This window comes from Candidatus Arcticimaribacter forsetii (assembly GCF_910589745.1).
Lineage (GTDB): Bacteria > Bacteroidota > Bacteroidia > Flavobacteriales > Flavobacteriaceae > Arcticimaribacter > Arcticimaribacter forsetii.
Window position 1 is genome coordinate 1,669,426 of record NZ_OU342399.1, and the last position, 19,527, is coordinate 1,688,952.

The 19,527-nt window shown below is 34.2% G+C and carries 21 protein-coding genes; 14 read left to right on the forward strand and 7 right to left on the reverse strand.

From position 1 onward, the window contains the following. Nucleotides 1–12 precede the first annotated feature (12 nt). From NG655_RS07675 to NG655_RS07700, 6 genes are read left to right on the forward strand one after another with little or no spacing between them, the layout of a single operon-like run. A complete protein-coding gene (locus NG655_RS07675) occupies nucleotides 13–1,107 on the forward strand; it encodes a class I mannose-6-phosphate isomerase (RefSeq protein ID WP_252158736.1) in 1,095 nt (364 codons plus the stop codon). Nucleotides 1,108–1,121: 14 nt separating this feature from the next. After that, complete coding sequence (locus tag NG655_RS07680; protein WP_252158737.1) at nucleotides 1,122–1,934, forward strand: SDR family oxidoreductase; 813 nt, start codon at nucleotides 1,122–1,124, stop codon at nucleotides 1,932–1,934. Between the two features lie 9 nt (nucleotides 1,935–1,943). Then, nucleotides 1,944–3,122 (forward strand): mannonate dehydratase, encoded by a 1,179-nt coding sequence (uxuA, locus tag NG655_RS07685; protein WP_252158738.1) that lies wholly within the window; start codon nucleotides 1,944–1,946, stop codon nucleotides 3,120–3,122. A 5-nt stretch (nucleotides 3,123–3,127) separates the two neighbouring features. Then, nucleotides 3,128–3,577 carry a cupin domain-containing protein gene (locus NG655_RS07690; protein WP_252158739.1) on the forward strand — a complete coding sequence of 150 codons (450 nt, stop codon included), beginning with the start codon at nucleotides 3,128–3,130 and terminating at the stop codon, nucleotides 3,575–3,577. Between the two features lie 30 nt (nucleotides 3,578–3,607). Continuing rightward, nucleotides 3,608–5,323: a purine-cytosine permease family protein gene (locus tag NG655_RS07695; protein ID WP_252158740.1), complete on the forward strand. Its 1,716-nt coding sequence runs from the start codon at nucleotides 3,608–3,610 to the stop codon at nucleotides 5,321–5,323. 6 nt (nucleotides 5,324–5,329) lie between these two features. Then, a complete protein-coding gene (locus NG655_RS07700) occupies nucleotides 5,330–6,838 on the forward strand; it encodes a mannitol dehydrogenase family protein (protein ID WP_252158741.1) in 1,509 nt (502 codons plus the stop codon). Between the two features lie 95 nt (nucleotides 6,839–6,933). On the opposite strand, the gene NG655_RS07705 is transcribed toward NG655_RS07700, so the two are convergent. The 5 genes from NG655_RS07705 to NG655_RS07725 all read right to left on the reverse strand — a co-directional run bounded on the left by NG655_RS07705 (nucleotide 6,934) and on the right by NG655_RS07725 (nucleotide 11,526). Continuing rightward, on the reverse strand, nucleotides 6,934–8,079 hold the full coding sequence (locus tag NG655_RS07705; protein WP_252158742.1) for a N(5)-(carboxyethyl)ornithine synthase: 1,146 nt from the start codon (nucleotides 8,077–8,079) through the stop codon (nucleotides 6,934–6,936). Between the two features lie 294 nt (nucleotides 8,080–8,373). After that, nucleotides 8,374–9,042, reverse strand: coding sequence for a uracil-DNA glycosylase family protein (locus NG655_RS07710; RefSeq protein ID WP_252158743.1), 669 nt, complete (start codon nucleotides 9,040–9,042; stop codon nucleotides 8,374–8,376). A 70-nt stretch (nucleotides 9,043–9,112) separates the two neighbouring features. Then, on the reverse strand, nucleotides 9,113–9,874 hold the full coding sequence (yaaA, locus tag NG655_RS07715) for a peroxide stress protein YaaA (protein WP_252158744.1): 762 nt from the start codon (nucleotides 9,872–9,874) through the stop codon (nucleotides 9,113–9,115). 79 nt (nucleotides 9,875–9,953) lie between these two features. Further along, on the reverse strand, nucleotides 9,954–10,988 hold the full coding sequence (locus NG655_RS07720; protein WP_252158745.1) for an RluA family pseudouridine synthase: 1,035 nt from the start codon (nucleotides 10,986–10,988) through the stop codon (nucleotides 9,954–9,956). Then, nucleotides 10,975–11,526 carry a PASTA domain-containing protein gene (locus NG655_RS07725; RefSeq protein WP_252158746.1) on the reverse strand — a complete coding sequence of 184 codons (552 nt, stop codon included), beginning with the start codon at nucleotides 11,524–11,526 and terminating at the stop codon, nucleotides 10,975–10,977. The genes NG655_RS07720 and NG655_RS07725 overlap by 14 nt, the downstream gene beginning before the upstream one ends. Nucleotides 11,527–11,646: 120 nt before the next feature. On the opposite strand from NG655_RS07725, the gene NG655_RS07730 reads away from it, so the two are divergent. Both NG655_RS07730 and coaD read left to right on the forward strand, forming a co-directional pair. Beyond that, complete coding sequence (locus NG655_RS07730) at nucleotides 11,647–12,636, forward strand: D-alanine--D-alanine ligase (protein ID WP_252158747.1); 990 nt, start codon at nucleotides 11,647–11,649, stop codon at nucleotides 12,634–12,636. A gap of 20 nt (nucleotides 12,637–12,656) precedes the next feature. Next, nucleotides 12,657–13,112: a pantetheine-phosphate adenylyltransferase gene (gene coaD, locus NG655_RS07735; protein ID WP_252158748.1), complete on the forward strand. Its 456-nt coding sequence runs from the start codon at nucleotides 12,657–12,659 to the stop codon at nucleotides 13,110–13,112. On the opposite strand, the gene NG655_RS07740 is transcribed toward coaD, so the two are convergent. Continuing rightward, nucleotides 13,102–13,701 (reverse strand): NUDIX hydrolase, encoded by a 600-nt coding sequence (locus NG655_RS07740; protein WP_252158749.1) that lies wholly within the window; start codon nucleotides 13,699–13,701, stop codon nucleotides 13,102–13,104. The two genes, coaD and NG655_RS07740, sit on opposite strands and share 11 nt — an antisense overlap. A gap of 6 nt (nucleotides 13,702–13,707) precedes the next feature. Here NG655_RS07740 and pyrE point away from each other — a divergent pair, with 6 nt between their 5' ends. Then, complete coding sequence (gene pyrE, locus NG655_RS07745) at nucleotides 13,708–14,349, forward strand: orotate phosphoribosyltransferase (protein ID WP_252158750.1); 642 nt, start codon at nucleotides 13,708–13,710, stop codon at nucleotides 14,347–14,349. Here pyrE and NG655_RS07750 read toward each other — a convergent pair. Further along, nucleotides 14,346–15,080, reverse strand: a complete 735-nt coding sequence (locus NG655_RS07750; RefSeq protein WP_272876369.1) for a biotin--[acetyl-CoA-carboxylase] ligase — start codon at nucleotides 15,078–15,080, stop codon at nucleotides 14,346–14,348. The two genes, pyrE and NG655_RS07750, sit on opposite strands and share 4 nt — an antisense overlap. A gap of 58 nt (nucleotides 15,081–15,138) precedes the next feature. Between NG655_RS07750 and rsfS the strand changes: the two genes are divergently transcribed. From rsfS to NG655_RS07775, 5 genes are read left to right on the forward strand one after another with little or no spacing between them, the layout of a single operon-like run. Next, the gene (rsfS, locus tag NG655_RS07755) at nucleotides 15,139–15,510 is read left to right on the forward strand and encodes a ribosome silencing factor (RefSeq protein WP_252158752.1); all 372 of its coding nucleotides are present in this window, start codon (nucleotides 15,139–15,141) and stop codon (nucleotides 15,508–15,510) included. Between the two features lie 7 nt (nucleotides 15,511–15,517). Continuing rightward, nucleotides 15,518–17,479 carry an ATP-dependent zinc metalloprotease FtsH gene (ftsH, locus tag NG655_RS07760; RefSeq protein ID WP_252158753.1) on the forward strand — a complete coding sequence of 654 codons (1,962 nt, stop codon included), beginning with the start codon at nucleotides 15,518–15,520 and terminating at the stop codon, nucleotides 17,477–17,479. An 11-nt stretch (nucleotides 17,480–17,490) separates the two neighbouring features. Beyond that, nucleotides 17,491–18,075: an LUD domain-containing protein gene (locus NG655_RS07765; protein WP_252158754.1), complete on the forward strand. Its 585-nt coding sequence runs from the start codon at nucleotides 17,491–17,493 to the stop codon at nucleotides 18,073–18,075. Continuing rightward, complete coding sequence (locus NG655_RS07770) at nucleotides 18,076–18,870, forward strand: phosphatidate cytidylyltransferase (RefSeq protein ID WP_252158755.1); 795 nt, start codon at nucleotides 18,076–18,078, stop codon at nucleotides 18,868–18,870. After that, complete coding sequence (locus tag NG655_RS07775; protein ID WP_252158756.1) at nucleotides 18,870–19,520, forward strand: phosphatidylserine decarboxylase family protein; 651 nt, start codon at nucleotides 18,870–18,872, stop codon at nucleotides 19,518–19,520. Before NG655_RS07770 ends, NG655_RS07775 begins: the two co-directional genes overlap by 1 nt. Nucleotides 19,521–19,527: the final 7 nt, after the last annotated feature.

The following is a 19,527-nucleotide window of genomic DNA, read 5'->3' on the forward strand; positions in this document are numbered from 1 at the left end:
TAAAAACAAAAAATGAGTGCACACTTAAAGAAATATGCTCAAGTCCCTTTAAAGCAAAAATCTAACCGCGTTTGGCGAACCTACGAGGGTGGAGCATTAATTGACCGATGGAAAAAAGATTCCTCAGAAGTTGACGGCAGTTTTCCTGAAGAATGGATCATGTCGACCATTACTGCACGAGGAAATAACAGACCAGAAAATGAGGGGTTATCCCTCATTGAAACCGAAGATGGAATAGTTCCATTGAGAGAACTTATTGATTCTGATAAAGAATTATATTTAGGAGCTTCCCTTGCTAAAAAATATGGAACGACTGGGGTTTTAATTAAAATGCTGGACTCTTTAGAGCGACTTACAGTTCAGGTGCATCCAGATAAAAATTATGCCAAAACAGTTTTTAATTCTGAATTCGGAAAAACAGAATCTTGGTATATTTTAAACACCCGACAAATCGAAGGTGAAAAAAGTTTTGTTTATATGGGGTTCAAAAAAGGAGTCACCAAGGAACTTTGGAAATCCCATTTCGAGAACCAAAACATCCAAGGTATGCTTGATTGTTTACACAAAATAGAAGTAAAACCCGGGGATGCATTCATGATATACGGTGGCGTACCGCATGCCATAGGTTCAGGCTGTTTTTTAATGGAAGTTCAAGAACCCACAGACTATACAATGCGGGTTGAAAAAACTACTCCAAATGGACTGAAAATAGGACCCGAATTAATACACCAAGGGGTTGGAGAAGATAAAATGTTATCGTGTTTTCATTACAACACCTTTTCTTTAGATGAAGCCTTGAACAACTGGAAAATTAAACCAAAAATTGTAGAACAATCGGATGGATTTACTTTAAAAACATTATTCAACGAAACTCATACTAGTTGTTTTGGGTTAAATGAATTACTTTTAAATGGCAGTTATACAATAAAAGGAAATTCAAGTTTCTATGTTATTGTAATTTATTATGGAGATGGTAGTATTAATTGTAACGGAAAAGAGTACGAATATTCCCAAGGAGATGAATTGTTCATATCAGCAGCAATTTCTGAGATCGAAATCTGTTCAAAAACAGATTCTAAAATTTTACTCTGCTATCCTCCGTGTTAACAAATTAAGACAAAATGAATTTATTCGAATTAAAAGATAAAGTTATATTGATTACCGGAGGCTGTGGCGTTTTGGGTGGCGGTATTGCTACCTACTTATTAGAACAACAAGCCACAGTAATTCTATTACATTACAAGAAGGGTCCCTTAATTGAAAAAGTAAATGAATTAAAAACAATAAGCGCTAAAGTTTTCGGTTATGTATGCGATGTAGTTGAGGAACAAAGTCTTCAAAAAATAGCAGCTGAAATAATAAAAAACCAAGGGAAAATTGATGTTTTAATAAATGCCGCAGGAGGAAATAAGCCAGGTGCAACAGTGGGTATAGATCAGTCTGTATTTGAGGTTGATATAGAACAATTTAAAGAAGTAATTGATCTGAATTTATTTGGAAGTATTATTCCATCTTTAGTGTTTGGTAAAGAAATGGCTGAACAGAAGCAGGGAACAATCATCAACCTATCTTCTATGGCTGCAGATAGAGCAATCACAAGAATTATGGGATACTCTGCTTCTAAAGCTGCTGTAGATAATTTTACGAAATGGATGGCGGTTGAATTGGCACAAAAATACGGTGATGGGATGCGTGTTAATGCCATTGCTCCTGGTTTTTTTATTGGGAATCAAAATAGAGCTTTATTAACGAATGAAGATGGAAGTTTAACTGATCGTGGAAATACAATTATTTCAAATACCCCTATGAATCGTTTTGGAGATGCAGATGAGTTGAATGGTGCAATTCACTATTTATGTACGGAGGCTTCTAAATTTGTAACTGGTGTTGTAATCCCTATAGACGGCGGATTTAGCGCGTTTAGCGGAGTTTAAATTAAAAAAATGAAACAAACATGGCGTTGGTTTGGTCCTAAGGATCCGGTTTCTTTACTTGATATAAAACAAACAGGAGCGACTGGAATTGTTTCTGCCTTGCATTATATTAAAAATGGGGAGGTTTGGCCAATTGATGATATCCTTAAACACAAAATTACTATTGAAGATGCTGGACTTCAGTGGAGTGTAGTAGAAAGTGTTCCCATTCATGAAGATATTAAAACACGATCTGGAAATTATAAAACGTACATAAATAACTATAGAATATCTCTTCAAAATTTAGCACAGTGTGGAATTACAACCGTTTGTTATAATTTCATGCCTGTTTTGGACTGGACCAGAACTTCCTTAGACTATGAACTTAAAGATGGATCTAAAGCTTTACGTTTTGATGTCACTGCTTTTGCAGCGTTCGAACTTTATATCTTAAAAAGAGATGGAGCAACTTCTTCCTACTCAAATGAAGAGCAAGAAGCTGCATTATTATATTTCAAAAAACTCTCTGAAGCTGAAATCACAAAACTATCCAACACCATAATTGCAGGGTTGCCCGGTACGGAAGAAGGTTATTCGCTAGAACAGTTTCAAAAGGTATTGAACACCTATTCAAATATTAATGCAGAACAACTAAAAATAAATCTGGTTGCGTTTCTCAAGGAAATTATACCAACAGCAGCTGAGAATAATATAAACATGTGCATTCATCCTGATGATCCACCAAGATCAATTCTTGGTTTGCCAAGGGTTGTTAGTACCGAAGCAGATTTTGATTATCTAGTTCAGGAGGTTCCAAATAAAGCAAACGGAATTACTTTTTGCACAGGATCTTTGGGGGTTCATCCTGATAATGACCTGCCAAAGATTTTTAAAAAATATGCTGATCGAATTTATTTTTTACATCTAAGAAATACACTAAGAGATGCGCAAGGTAATTTTCATGAAGCAAATCACCTAGAAGGGGACACGGATATGTTTGATATTGTTTCGGAAGTTATCAAAGAAGAAAAACGTCGAAAATCAATCGGAAGATCTGACTCACAAATACCCATGCGACCAGACCATGGTCATCAAATGCTAGATGATTTAAACAAAAACACAAACCCAGGTTACTCAGGAATTGGAAGATTGAGAGGCTTAGCTGAATTGAGAGGCTTAGAATTGGGTATTTATAGAAACTTAATTTAAGAAACATGAAACCACTAGTATACATCGCTTTATTTTGCTCTGTCCATCTAACAGGACAAATAACTTCGGATTACTCAGGATTACCAAAAGGAACTCTTGCCAAAAACGTACATCATACCGGAAGAGTTTGGCTCAATTTTATGAGTCAATCAGATAGTATATTCAATTACAACGTTGTGCTAGCATCTTTTGAAAAAGGAGCTAAACTAGACTGGCATATGCACCCAGAAGGCCAACAACTTATAATAACCAAAGGGAAAGGGTACTACCAAGAACGAGGTAAGCCGCTACAAATTGTAAAAAAAGGAGATGTTATTAAAAGTTTGCCCGGTGTGGAGCATTGGCACGCAGCAACTCCCTACAGCGACTGTTCATATCTTGCACTTTACTCAGGAGAACCTACGCAATGGCTTGAACCCATTTCAGAAGAAATTTATAGATCATTAGAAGAATAAAATTTTAATTTACAAAGTCATTCAACCTAAATGAAAGAATTTACACACACTCAATTCGAAAAAATAAACGAAGAACAGCTACCAGTTCCAAAACATAAATTACATAATTGGACTCATTTTGCTGGTTTATATGCTGCGGAACATGTAGCTGCAACAGAGTTTGTAATTGGAGCAACCTTTGTTGCTTTAGGAGCAAAGACCATGGACATTATACTAGGGTTACTCATAGGGAATGTTTTAGCAGTATTGAGTTGGACTTTAATCACTTCCCCTATTGCCGTAGAAACGCGTTTGAGTCTTTATACCTACCTTAATAAAATAGCTGGAGACTCGATGTCTAAATTATACAATTGGGCTAATGTTTTAATCTTTACAGTCATCTCAGCTGCTATGGTTACAGTTTCCTCAACTGCAGTACGTTTTGCATTTAACATTCCAGCTCAACTTGACTGGTATCCGACAAATATATGGTTCATTCTTATAGTATTACTCGTTGGGATGTTTGTTGTTTTCGTAGCGATTTATGGATTTAAAGCAGTCTCAGATTTTTCGGGAATTTGTGCTCCTTGGCTATTTACCATGTTTATTTGTGGAGCTGTTGTTTTAATGCCAGCTCTTTCTCTTGATGTATTGGGAGTAACAATTCCGAGTGACTGGAACGATTTTGTAAGCATTGGAAATCAATCGATTTGGACTGGAATCAATAGCGACGGCGATCCAGGAATTGGTTTAGTAGAAGTAATCGGTTTTGGATGGGCAGCAAATACGATTACTCATTTTGGCTTAATTGATATGGCCTTATTGCGTTTTGCTAAGAAAAAATCCTATGGTTTAGCAACAAGTACTGGAATGCTTTTTGGTCATTACATCGCTTGGATTGCAGCCGGAATTATGGGAGCTGGAACTGCTGTTATTCTTGGAAAATCGATTATTGAACTCGATCCAGGAGATGTTGCTTTCTACGCACTTGGATGGTCTGGGTTTGTTATTGTAATTGTTGCAGGTTGGACAACTGCAATTACCAATTTATATAGAGCTGGATTAGCAGCTCAAGCAATTTACTCCAATCAATCTAGGAGAAAAACAACTGTAGTTGTTGGAATAGCGATGGTCATAGTTGCTTGTTTCCCATTTGTGTTTTCACAAATTCTACCCCTATTGACCTATGCAGGTTTAATTGTAGTTCCTGTAGGAGCAATAGTTTTTGCTGAACATCAACTATTCCCTAAAATTGGATATACACGATATTGGTCAAAATATCAAAATTATAAAAATAGCTCTCCTGCAGTTCTATCATGGGCTTTAGGTTTAATTTTTGGCTTTGGACTAAATGCACTCGACGTAATGTCTTTCTACTATCTTTTTATACCTACATGGTTTTTCACTATCCTTGCTTACACTCTATTAGCAGGTAAATTCGGAGCTAAGGAACAATATCCTGAAGAAGTAAAAAAAGAAGAAGAATATAATTTGGCGGTTGATGAATATCATGAAAAATTAGAAAAAGAGCAGCCTGAAGTAATTAGAGATCATAGTTTAATGACTAAACTTTTAAGAATTAGTGCATACCTAGCACTTGGCATTACCCTGTTCTTAGCTTTTAAAACATTATTTAATAGCCCAGATGAAAATACTTACCTAATAAACAGAGATGCTTTTTATCAGATCGGATTTGTATGTACACTGGTATATTTTGTTACTGCTTATTGGGCAATGCACCGAGGAAAGGCTTTAAATATTAAATAAAAATCGATGGATTTAATTCAACTCAATCAGCAAAGCATTCATTCTCTAGAACCTCAACTTGGGATTCCAAAATACGATAGGAAATCAATTAAAACAGGAATTATTCATGTCGGCGTAGGTGGTTTTCATCGTTCGCATCAGGCATATTATATGCATCAATTACTTTGCGATTCTGATAATTCAGACTGGGGAATTTGTGGTATTGGTTTAAGAGCCGGAGACCAAAAAATTGCTCAGGTCTTAAAAGAACAAGATGGACTATATACACTTATAACTCAACACCCTAATGGAAAGGAAGGCTATGAAGTAATTGGATCTATAGTAGACTTTATTTTTGCTTTTGAAACACCTCAAATCGCTATTGACAAAATGGCACATCCAGACACTAAAATTGTTTCGTTAACGATTACAGAAGGAGGATACAATTTTAATCCCAATACCGGTGACTTTGACTTTGAAAACCCTGAAATTCAACAAGAACTTAAAAATCATAATCAACCTAAAACAGTATTTGGATATTTAACAGCGGCTCTCAGAAAAAGAAAAGCTAAAGGCACTCCTGCTTTTACAATTTTATCCTGTGACAACATCCAACACAATGGAGATGTAGCACGTAAAATGCTTTTATCTTTTGCTCAAAAACAAGATCCGACACTTGCGGATTGGATCGCTAATGAGGTTTGTTTTCCAAATTCAATGGTAGATAGAATAACACCTGTTACACCTAAATCAGCAATTGAATTTTTACAAAACAAATACAGTATAAAAGACGCATGGCCGATTGTCTGTGAACCTTATATACAATGGGTAATTGAAGATCGTTTTTCTAATGGAAGACCTCCCTTAGAAAAACTTGGTGTCCAATTTGTCCCGGATGTTACACCCTATGAGAAAATGAAAATCCGTTTGCTTAATGCTGGTCACTCAACTCTAGGAATCCCAGGAGCCGTTCATGGTCACGCCACCATTAATGCCTGTATGGAGGATAAAATCATTGCTCGATTTATGCGTGAATTTATGGACCAAGAAGTAACTCCTATTCTTGACGAGGTTCAGGGCATCAATTTAACCGAATACAAAAACAATTTAGAAGATCGTTTCTCAAACCCAAACATAAAAGATGGTGTTAGCAGAATTTGTTCAGAAAGTTCGGCTAAACTTCCTAAGTTTTTGATTCCTACACTTCTTGAAAATTTAGAAACAGGAGGAAGTATTAAATATGCAACTTTCATTCTATCCGTTTGGGGATATTACAGTGCTAAAGAGGTTGATAATAAAGCAAATGAAATTGAAATACTTGACGCTCGTAAAGAGGAGTTACATCATGCGGCAAGTGGTTTTGAAAAAGACTCTATTAGTTTCCTTAGGATTTCTGATATTTTTGGGGATCTACTAGAAAAGGAAAGATTTGTGAAACTTTATTTAAAAATGTCTGAAGCTTTATTTAATGATTCAGATATTCATAAACAAATCAAATTAATCTTTGAGGATAATTACACTTTAGATTTAAATTAAAATCTAACTTTCCCATGCGTATTGATAGCTGAATTGAATCGAAGTTAAAACATAAAGCAGGAAAAATCCGAATTACAAAACAAAATTTAATTGAGTTATTCAAGTAAATTATGAGGGTATTCTTTACTCCGGTTTTGAAAACTTAAAATACTATTTTTTAAAACAATCCCTTGGTCTACATTGATAGCATTAGATATTGTTTTATTTTTTTTCCAAGACTCTCTTCCTTCCACAACTGAAGGCAAATGTGGAATTAACGCAGCAGATAAAGATCTTGAAGAACTTTCCCAATAATAGCTCGGAGTATGGTCTACCGCATAATAATCAATGTCATCTATAGAAATCATTGGATTTTTAAATGAAGTAGGCTTCGCAAAATAAAATCCCATTCCTTCATCACAGCTAACGTCAATAATAAGTGTTCTTGACTTTAACATTCCCTTTTCTTCTTCTTTAACGTAATCAATAGGGTCATCGGTATTCTGATACGTCCCATTAATAATAATTTCGGACTCATTGATCAGTTCCAATAAAGGTCGCTCTGAGCCATCATGCTCTACCACAATCATTCGGGCCTCATTTTCCTTTCCTTTTCTAATTCTATTATAATGCACATCTAAGACCTCTTCCCTAACCTCTTCATCTGTGCGTTGAACACATATAGTGATATCCCGATAACCATGGGCTTTTAAAGCATAAATAGCCCCTCTACTCACAGCGCCAAAGCTAAAAATCAACACTTTACGTTGATTTCCATAATGTCCATCAATACCTTTTAACTGGAGCGCATGAATTACTGCGCTATACCCCGCTATTTCATTATTTTTATAAAACGTATGTCTTCTTTTTTGACCATTAGAGCTCCACATATACATATCTTCAAATGCAATCAAAGTCAATTTTTTGTCTATTGCAATTTGAGTAATTTCTTTTTGTTGAGCACAATGAGGGTACCCCCAAATAATACCTCCCGTTTTAAGCTCCTCCAAATCCGCTAAAACTGGCTTAGCGATAATAACATCTCCAATATCTCTTAAAATTTCACTTCGAGTGGCTATTCCTCCTGTTAATTCAGAAATTTCTTGATCTGAAATATGAAAAGAGTTTCCATAACCTTTTTCAAAAATTAACTGTTTTCGTATGTTTTCAGGAAGTCTAGAGAGATGTTCTGGATGAATTGGAAATCGTCTTTCGTCTTCTTTTTTTGAAGTTCCAATAACACCCATTTTTAAAAAAGTCATAATTTATAAATTGAAACATATTACAAACTAATGAGATTTGTAAAACGTAAGATTAAAATTATTATGATTGATTTTTTTGCTAGCAACCAGGCATTAAGTTGGTCATTAGAATTTCATAAATCAAAATAAGATTAAGACTTATTCAATAAGTCTTAACAATTAAATGAAGTCAACGAAAGGAAGTAATATTTGATAAATAATATTTCAAGTAAGGTAAACTTAAAATTATGTTTTACAGAATATTAAAGGATTAATATTAAAAAATATTTTCTTAAAAAATAAAGAACTTGAGCTTTAATGCTTACTTTTCATAAAAACAGATCTGTACTGCTCTACTCGAAAATCAAGGGTATTATATAAAGGATCTAGCTTCTTAGCTTCTTTGTATACTTGCATACTGCCGATAGCTCTATTTGCAGTACCAGAAGGTGCAGTTAATGAATAGGTAGTAATGGTTCTTCCTTCACAAACGAATCTATGTTTTCTTGGAATTTCATCATCTAAACAATCCAATTGAATTTTAGCTTTTTTGAGCACTTTACGCATAAAATATTCAGGTCCATTCTTACTATTACCTCCTGTAAAAATCAGAGTGTCAACTTTAGGGTGATTTTTTAAAACCGAAAGTATATCGCGTAATTTTGGATCTTTAATTCCAAGATCACTGGCGTCAATTTTATCTCGATAAGCTCCATCTACAATATCGCAAATCCCAAATTTTTCCTGTATTAAAAAGGCTTTACGTTGCTCTATTGCGTATGTTGTATTTTCAAAAACAAGATTTAAGTCATAAATAATATCCCATATTTTCCAAAGCATACCCTGACTACTGCCATAACAGAAATCAACATCTTGATCATTTAAATTTCCCTTTGAAAACCTCGGAGGAGGTAACGTGCCAACAATCAATCGAGTTGTTTTTTCTGGAATAAAAGGTGCATAAGGGTGTTGGTGAAACCACATGGCTATACTTTTACGTTAAAGTAAGCTTATAATTCGAAACAGATCGTTTTTTTAATTTATCCTAGACAAACTATCGGATAAAAACAGGCTGCAATTCGTTTTGAGTATGCTCCTTACTAAACTGATATCCGTCTAAATTAAATCCTTCTATATCGGATAATGTTTCGCAGTTGTTATCTAAGATATAACGAACCATCATTCCTCTTGCCTTTTTTGCAAAGAAGGAAATAATTTTAAGTTTTCCGTTTTTAAAATCTTTAAAGTGAGGAGTAACCACTTCTGCTTCTAATGATTTAGTATCTATAGCAGCAAAATATTCATTACTTGCTAGATTGACAAAGAGTTCCCCTTTCTTAAGCTCCTCGTTTAAGCTTTGTGTTACTTTTGATTTCCAAAAATCAGGTAAATTTTTCTTTGTACCAATAGGAAATTTAGTGCCCATCTCTAAACGATAGGCTTGAATTAAATCCAGTGGTTTTAAAATTCCATATAAGCCTGATAAAATTCGTAATTGGTCCTGTAACGCTTCAATTTTATTGGGATCTAGTGTAAACACATCTAAACCGGTATACACATCGCCATCAAATGTGTAGACTGCAGGGCGTGCATTTATAGCTGTGAATGGAAGTTCAAAAGCTTGATTACGTTCCCAGTTTAGCTGGGATAATTTTTCTGAAATGCCCATTAAACTTCCTAAACTAGAAACTGATTTTTTCTTTAATAATTTATTAATTCGCTCTGAATCTGATATAAAAGCAGGTTGAGTAGCAATTGAGGTAGGAAGTTCCTTTTCAAAATTAAGAGATTTCGCAGGTGAAATTATCATTTTCATAGTCCAACAATTTTAATCTAAATTAAGAAGTATAATTTAAAATTGAAACCTTATTCAATTTCTCCTTCCTATAGCTTCATTATAAATTTTTATGCACAGCATATTGACGCCACTTTTCTAAAGCTAACTGCATGTCCTGTGGGATCTCTGAATCGAACTGCATCCATTCTCCGGTAACAGGATGTTCAAAACCTAAAGTTTTTGCATGTAAAGCTTGGCGTGGTATTAGTTTAAAACAATTATCTACAAACTGTTTGTATTTTGTAAAACTTGTTCCTTTTAGAATTGAATCTCCTCCATAACGTTCATCATTAAAAAGAGTATGACCAATATGTTTCATGTGGGCGCGGATTTGATGTGTTCTACCGGTTTCGAGTTGACACTCTAAAAAAGTAACATATCCTAAACGTTCCAGGACTTTGTAATGAGTAACCGCATGCTTTCCAGCATCACCCTCTTCAAAAACAGTCATTTGAAGTCTATTTCTAGGGTGGCGTCCAATGTGACCTTCAATTGTTCCCGTATCCTCTTTTACATCCCCCCAAACCAAAGCAAAGTATTTACGCTCTGAAGTTTTATCAAAAAACTGTTTAGATAAATGAGTCAAAGCAGTTTCTGTTTTTGCAACAACCAAAAGACCAGAAGTATCTTTGTCTATTCGATGAACTAAACCAGGTCTTTGTTGATCATTTTGAGGTAAATTATCAAAATGAAACATTAAAGCATTTATTAAAGTACCTGAATAGTTTCCATGACCAGGATGAACTACCATTCCGGCTGCTTTATTTACAATAATCAAACTGTCGTCTTCGTAAACTACATCCAGAGGTAAATCTTCTGCTACTAATAAATTTTCGTAAGGTGGATGTCCAAATAAAACTCGAACTGTATCTCCCCCTTTTACTTTATAACTCGAACGAACAACCACGTCATTTACAAAAATACTTCCTTCTTTAGCTGCATTTTGAATTTTATTACGTGTTGCATTTTCTACTCGATTCATTAAGTATTTATCCACCCTTAGTGGTTCTTGTCCCGGGTCTGCAGTAAAAGAAAAGTGTTCATGCAACACCTGTTCTTCTTGAAATTCAGGCTCTAAATTATCGTTTTCCATTTCCTAAGACTAAGTCTATTTTTGATGTTTTGGGTAGTATTACTCCGGGCTCAATTTTATTTCCTTTATGACGAATTTCGAGCACCATATCCTTTCCTATGTTATTTCGATAGGTAACTTCTCCTAATTGAAAGCCAACGGAGGTAAGTCGTGTTTCGGCATTTCTTTTTGTTATTTGAATTACATTGGGGACACTCAATTTTCTGTATCCTGAAGGGTTTACAGTTAAATATATTGTTCTCCCTTTTTTTACATCAGAACCGGCGAATGGATACTGTTCTATTACTGAAAAAGGAGGATATGATGGGTTAAATTTAGCAGAATCCAAAACTTGGTATCGGAGTTCGTTTTGTTCTAAATATGTAGCAACAGACTCCAAAGTAAGGGTCTCTACGTCTGGAACCTGAATTCGATCTCCGTGTTTCGTATAAATATTTAAACCCCAAAAGCTTATACCTACAAAAACAACAGCAATTATAGCTGCAATAAACAATTGTTTGAAGAAGATTTTGCTGAAAAGGAAACGTAAAAAATTCATTTTGATTTTTATATGTGGTAAAGATAATAAATCCCTCTTGTTTTGAACGATTGAAAACAATTACCTTTGTTCTAGTAACATATTAAATTCTTATTTTAGAATTTCAATAAAGCTAAACAAATGAATACAGTAGTTGGGATTGCTTGGGGAGGGTTCACTTCTGAACACGACATTTCTAAAAAAAGTGGTAATACAGTTTTTAATACCCTTGTAAACAGCTCTTACGAAGTATATAAAATTCATATTTCGAAAACGGACTGGTCTGTTTCAGACGCTTCCAATAATACATTCGAAATCAATAAGGCTAATTTTTCTTTCACTAAAGAAGGGAGGCTCATCACTTTTGATGTTATCATAAACATGATTCATGGTGCACCAGGAGAAAATGGACAACTTGCTGGGATGCTTGAGTTACTTAAAATCCCCCAAACCAGTTGTTCTAGTTACACCTCTGCTTTAACATATAACAAAAGAGACTGCCTTGCAGTTGCTCGCGCTTTAAATATTCCAACAGCACGTTTTTATACCCTTGACAAAGGAGATCGTTACGAGACCAAAACAATTGAAAAAGCAGTTGGACTTCCTTGTTTTGTTAAAGCAAACAGAGCGGGAAGTAGTTTTGGAGTGTATAAAGTGTATAAAATTGAAGACCTTGAGCCTGCAATTAATAAAGCGTTTGAAGAAGACAATCAAGTTTTAATTGAAGCAGCATTAAACGGAAGAGAAGTTAGTGTTGGTGTTTTAAAATGGAAAGAAGAAATTAAAGTTTTACCAATTACAGAAATAATAAGTGAAAATGATTTCTTTGATTATGATGCCAAATACAATGGAAAATCCAAGGAAATTACTCCTGCTAAAATTCCAGATTCTTGGACAAAAGCTATTGTTGAGTTATCAAAAAAAATATACCTCAAAATGGATCTTGAAGGGGTTACTAGAAGTGAATTTATTTTCGAAGATGGGATTCCTCATCTCTTAGAAGTTAATACAATTCCAGGCATGACACTTCAAAGTTTAATTCCACAACAACTTGAAGCAGATGGTATTTCTTTAATTGATTTCTTAGAGGAATTAATTAAACAGGCACTGAAAAAAAATGAATATCTTTAACTAACAAAAGTAGTTGAGCAATGAGAAGAGCAATTTTCCCTGGATCATTTGATCCCATAACAAACGGACATGTAGATATTATTCAACGTGCACTTCCTTTATTTGATGAAATTGTAATTTCCATAGGAATTAATTCGAATAAGAATTATATGTTTTCTTTAGAAAAACGAAAAAGTTTTATTGAAAAAACATTTGAAAATGAACCAAAAATTACTGTTAAAACATACGAAGGATTAACCGTTAATTTTTGTGAGCGAATTAAAGCCTCTTTTATTTTACGTGGACTGAGAAATCCAGCAGATTTTGAATTCGAAAAAGCAATAGCACATACCAATAGAAGCCTCTCAAATATAGAAACAATATTTTTGTTAACCTCTACGGGAACCTCTTTTATAAGCAGTAGTATTGTAAGAGAAGTTATTCAAAACCATGGCGACTATTCCCATTTAGTGCCCGAATTTGTTTCTAATTCTTAAATTCAGCGTACACCTGTTTTATGTTTTCGTAGGCGTTTTTGAATTTAGAAGGCACTTCACTTTCTGAAACCCAAACTGCTTCTTCTATTCCCTCGTTTGCTTGTGGAGTAAGCTTTTTGGTTGATGCTGTTTTCATCTCAAACCAATAGGTCTTTTTTAATTTATACTTTCCATGTCTTGTGAAAATATGAAAGGTTTGAATTAAAGGTTTAATAATTTCTAAATCCTCTGCTCCGGTTTCTTCTTCCACCTCTCTTATTGCGGCTGTTTTTATTGCCTCATTTTTTTCTATCCTGCCTTTTGGTAAATCCCATTTTTTATTTCTAAAAATAAAAAGTATGCGTTCGTCCTCATGCCGAACTAAACCTCCAGCGGCTTCTACCACTGGAAAACATCGGAGAAAATGCATCCAAAGCTTATCCTCATCTTGGTGGTATAAGTACAAAGATTCTATTTTCTTTGACTTAATTGCTTTAAGAATATTTTCTGCAGAAGAAAATTTCACAAAAAGAACGGGTGAACTTTCTGTTTGATTAACAAACTCAGTTGTTAAAAAAATTGGTTTCTGATTGAAAAATACTTTATACATTTGCGTATGATTTACAACGAAAAAATTGCCTTTGAAACGGCTGCTCATTTACTACAAATTAATGCAATAAAATTGAAACCAAAAAATCCATTTACGTGGGCAAGCGGATGGAAGTCTCCAATTTATTGCGACAATCGATTGGCGTTATCCTACCCTACCGTTCGTGATTATTTAACAAATGCTATTGCTCAGCAGGTTACAGAATTATATGGGGATAATGTTACAATTGCAGGTGTTGCTACGGGAGCCATTGGAATTGGTGCACTAGTAGCACAAAAATTAAATCTTCCCTTTGTTTATGTTCGTCCAGAACCAAAAAAACACGGACGTCAAAATCAAATTGAAGGTGTAGTTCAAGAAGGTCAATCTGTTGTTGTAATCGAGGATTTAATAAGTACTGGTATGAGCAGCTTAAACGCTGTTAAAGCTATAAAAGCAGACGGCATAAAAGTCCTCGGAATGATTGCTTTGTTCTCCTATGGATTTGAAGTTGCTGAGCAAAATTTCAAAGAAGCAGAAGTTGAACTTTACACTTTAAGTGATTACAACCACTTAATAGAACATGCAACCGCAACAGAAACTATTAAAAAGGAACAACAAGAAACTTTAGTGAATTGGAGAAAAAGTCCTTCTACTTGGAATGCTTAGTTCAATAGTTTAATGGACTTTAAGTTGTAAAGAACTATTTTTTCATCTTCGACTTGAACTTTAAGAAGTCCTTCTCTATTAACTCCTTTGATTACCCCGGTAAAAAGAATTCCATTAGCTTTAAAAGTGCTGGGTTTATTCATCCTGTAGAGTGATTTCTCGTACAACTTAATAATTTCTTTATCTGATTTTTCAAGGAGTTGTAATGTAGAATTCAAAGTAACTAAACAGGAATTTAGAACCTCATCTAAATCAAAACTTTGACCAGAAATCCCATACATTGAGGAAGCATTAGGTAAATCTTTAAAAACTTTCTGATTTACATTCAGTCCTATGCCAATAATACTTGAACTTAAGTGGGACCCTTTAAAAATATTCTCGATGAGCAACCCGCACAACTTCTTGTCATGTGACATTATGTCGTTTGGCCATTTTACTTTAATTTTTTTTAAAGAGAACGATTCTAAAGCGGTCTTAACAGACAAGGAAACAAGGCAGCTAATTAGAAATGGATTTTTTATGGAAAAGTTCTTGAAATCTCTATAAACACTGAAAGTCAGGTTTTTTCCAGTCTCTGATTTCCAGACAGAATTATGCTGTCCACGTCCCTTAATTTGAGAGGTAGCTGAAAGCACCTCTCCATCTTCACATAAGTTTGACAAATATCTTTGCCTCATTAGCACGTTTGTAGAGTCGGTGGCATCAATTTTGATTATTTTAAAATATGGCATGGTAATTCGCTAGTGTCTCCCAAGAATATAATAAATTTGTACAAAAGAAAACAATTTGATGACAAAAGCTTACAATAGTGCTGACAATTTGATAGCACAGATTATCTTAGGCATAGATGAAGTAAAAGGCCAAGAAGTCCAACTCCTCGATTTAAGAAATATAGAAAACACGGTTTGTGACTATTTTATAGTTTGCACAGGAACTTCTAATACGCATGTTTCCGCACTTGTAGGATCGATTCAAAAAGTTGTAAGTAAAGCAATACATGAAAAACCTTTCCATACAGAAGGTTTAGATAACTCAGAATGGGTTTTAATGGATTATATTGATGTTGTGGTTCATGTGTTTCAAAGAGAAGTTAGAGAGCATTATAACATTGAAGAACTATGGGGAGATGCAGAAATTACAGTAATAGGCTCAAACGAATAAATAAATTATGGCAAAAGAAAACCCAATAAAAAAACCAAAATTTAATACCTACTGGGTATACGGAATAGTAATTGTTGGATTATTAGCAGTTAGTATGATTGGCGACGGAAGTTCACAATCGCTCAGAAAAACAAATATTTCTGAATTTGAAAGTTACTTAAACGCTGGAGATGTAGCAGAGGTTGTTGTGTACAATAAAAATTTAGCTAAAGTTTCGTTAACCGAAACTGCACTTGACAAACAAGTACATGCAATCGCGAAATCTAAAAATTTATTTGGTCAAGAAAATATTAAAGGACCTCATTATCAATTCGAAGTTGGAAATCTAGAGCTTTTTCAAAGAAAATTAGAAAAAGCTGAAAGCAATGGTATTGTTTTTAGATATGATTTCACAACCATAGAGAATAAGTGGATGGATGTATTCTTGAGCTTTCTTCCAATATTATTAATAGTAGGAGTTTGGATTTTCTTAATGCGCCGTATGTCTGGTGGCGGAGGAGCCGGTGGCGGAAGTCAGATTTTTAATATCGGAAAATCAAAAGCGAAACTATTTGACGAAAAAACAGACATCAAAACAACATTTAAAGATGTTGCTGGACTGGAAGGTGCAAAAGAAGAGATTCAAGAAATTGTTGACTTTTTAAAAAACCCACAAAAATATACGGTACTTGGGGGTAAAATTCCAAAAGGCGCTTTATTGGTAGGACAGCCAGGAACTGGAAAAACTTTATTAGCAAAAGCAGTTGCAGGAGAAGCAAAAGTTCCTTTCTTCTCTTTATCAGGTTCTGACTTTGTTGAAATGTTTGTTGGTGTAGGAGCTTCTCGTGTTCGAGATCTATTTAAACAAGCTAAGGAAAAATCACCAGCGATTATTTTTATTGATGAAATTGATGCGATTGGTAGAGCCCGTGGAAAAAGTAATATGACCGGGTCGAACGATGAAAGAGAAAACACCCTAAACCAGTTATTAACTGAAATGGATGGTTTTGGAACCAACACTAATGTTATAGTATTAGCCGCTACAAACAGAGCAGATGTTTTAGACAAAGCACTTATGAGAGCTGGACGTTTTGACAGACAAATTTATGTTGATCTTCCGGATGTTCGAGAACGTAAAGAAATATTTGCTGTTCATATCGCACCTTTAAAAACAACAAAAACACTTGACATAGATTTTCTTTCAAAACAAACACCAGGTTTTTCTGGAGCTGACATCGCAAATGTTTGTAATGAAGCTGCACTTATAGCAGCACGTAAAAACAAAAAATCTGTAGGTAAACAAGACTTTTTAGATGCAGTAGATCGAATCGTTGGAGGTCTTGAAAAGAAAAATAAAATTATCACTCCAGGTGAAAAAAGAACCATTGCATTCCATGAAGCTGGTCATGCGATGACAAGTTGGTTTTTAGAACATGCTGCGCCTTTAGTAAAAGTTACTATTGTTCCAAGAGGACAATCTTTAGGAGCTGCTTGGTATCTTCCAGAAGAACGTATGATTGTTCGTACGGAGCAAATGCTTGATGAAATGTGTGCAACCCTAGGAGGTAGAGCAGCTGAGAAAGTAGTCTTCAATAAGATATCAACAGGTGCTTTAAGTGATTTAGAAAAAGTAACAAGACAAGCTAAAGCAATGGTAACTGTATATGGACTCAACGAAGAGTTGGGAAATATAACATACTACGATTCAACCGGACAGTCTGATTACAACTTTTCGAAGCCTTACTCTGAAGATACCGCTCAAAAAATTGATAAAGAAATATCTAAATTAATCGAAGGGCAATACGAAAGAGCTATCAAACTAGTAAAAGACAATGAAGACAAACTTACTACCCTAGCAGAACGTTTACTCGAAAAAGAAGTTCTTTTTAAAGATGATCTTTTAAATATTCTAGGTGAACGCCCTTTCGATAAAAAGGATACTGAAGTTGAAATTGAAAAGGAAAAAAAAGACGAATCAGCAACTGAATAATTTAAATCCCTGTGGGTATATTTAGCAAATTTTTTGGATCTAAAAAGGAAGAGCTCAAAAGCGAGAAAAGTCCTTACTTAAAAAAGAAAAAAGATCCAAAGGAGATTGAGTTTGCAAGAAACTTCACTGACAAAGGTGGGAAATTCATTTTTAGTGAAAATACAAAACAGACCCTAAGTTATTTTAATCAAATACTAGCAGAAAATGGTTGGAGTTTAAATGATCTAAATTGCGAATCAACCAGTCTGAACAGTTTTTTTAAAATATCGAAAAACAATAAAAGTAACTCCACTAAAACTCAAATCTTAGGATGTGAATACTTGATTGCAAACAAAGGCTCTATACTCATCTGTAGTCATCAGATTGCGCATCATAAATTAGATGAACTACCTGAAAACTTAATAATACTAGCAAGTGCTGCTCAATTTGTTACAGATGTAAGTGAAGCAATGAGTATGATTAACACTCGTTATAAAGAAGATTTACCATCAAACATAACAACGTTGAATGCTTTTGACCCAAACAAGGAAGAAGATTTTCTATCTTACGGGAGTAGTACTAAAAACTTATATTTAATAGTTCAAGAAGATTCTTAAATGAAAGAAATTCAAATTCGTGCGATTTCAGGAATATTATACGCAGGTATTATTGTTGGCGCAATATTTTTATCCCCGCTTGCAATCACAATAGTAATCGGGTTATTTTCCTGTCTAGCGCTTTGGGAATTTCAAAGATTGATTCGATTTACGAGTATTCTTCCAATTTTAAGCTTTTTAACGCTTAGCACATACAGTTATCTAGGTTATACTTCTTTATATACCAATGGAATACTGGATCATGTTGCTATGGCTATTAACCTATTATTGATTATACTTTTATTTTCCTCAAAAAAACTAAGTTATAGCTATCCGCTAAAATTAATTTTAAGTGTAGGATACCTTTCGCTATCCTCTTACTTCATTAGCAGATCTGGTTTTTCAGGAGTCGAATATAATCCATGGGCACTAGCACTGCTCTACTTTTCTATTTGGACAAACAATTCATTTGCGTATTTATTTGGAACTAATTTTGGAAAACATAAATTATTACCTTCAATTTCTCCAAAAAAATCATGGGAAGGATTCTTTGGTGGAATGCTTGTAACAATTATACTAAACTATTTCACATCTGATTACATTATTGTGTTTAGAGCAAATTGGCATTGGATTCTTTTTGCTTTTTCAATACCTATTTTAGCAACTCTTGGAGATTTTATTCAATCCTATTTCAAAAGAATTGCAAAGGTTAAAGACAGCGGAAGTTTAATCCCAGGCCATGGAGGTTTTTATGACCGAATGGATAGTGTTATATTTGTAGCACCATTTTATTATTTACTTTTAAAATTCATATAATGTTTCACAAAGAAGGTTTCTTTATAATAGTCTTTACTTTTTTATTCACTGCGGGTATTGCTATCGGTTCAGATTATTTTATTTCAATTGAATGGTTAAAGCTTGCAATCCAAATAATTGCTTTAGGTTTTTTAATTATTGTTCTACAATTCTTTAGAAACCCTAAAAGAAATACAACCATAAATCCAGATCATATAATTGCTCCTGTAGATGGTAAAGTTGTTGTCATTGAAGAAGTATTCGAAAAAGAATATTTTAAAGATCAGCGGTTAATGGTCTCTATTTTTATGTCACCAATAAATGTTCATGTTACTCGATATGCAATGAGTGGAAAGGTTCTTTTTAGCAAATATCATCCTGGAAAATACCTAGTTGCTTGGCATCCTAAAGCTTCTGAAGAAAATGAACGAACCTCGATTGTACTTGAAAACAAAACTTTTGGTGCAATATTATATCGACAAATAGCTGGTGCACTCGCACGAAGAATTGTTAACTATGCACAAGAAGGACAAGAAGTAGTTCAAGGTACAGACGCAGGGTTTATAAAATTCGGATCTCGTGTAGATTTATACCTTCCAATTGGAACTAAAATCAATGTAGAATTAAACCAAGTTGTTAAAGGAGGTATCGATATTGTTGCAAGTAAATAGACAATTA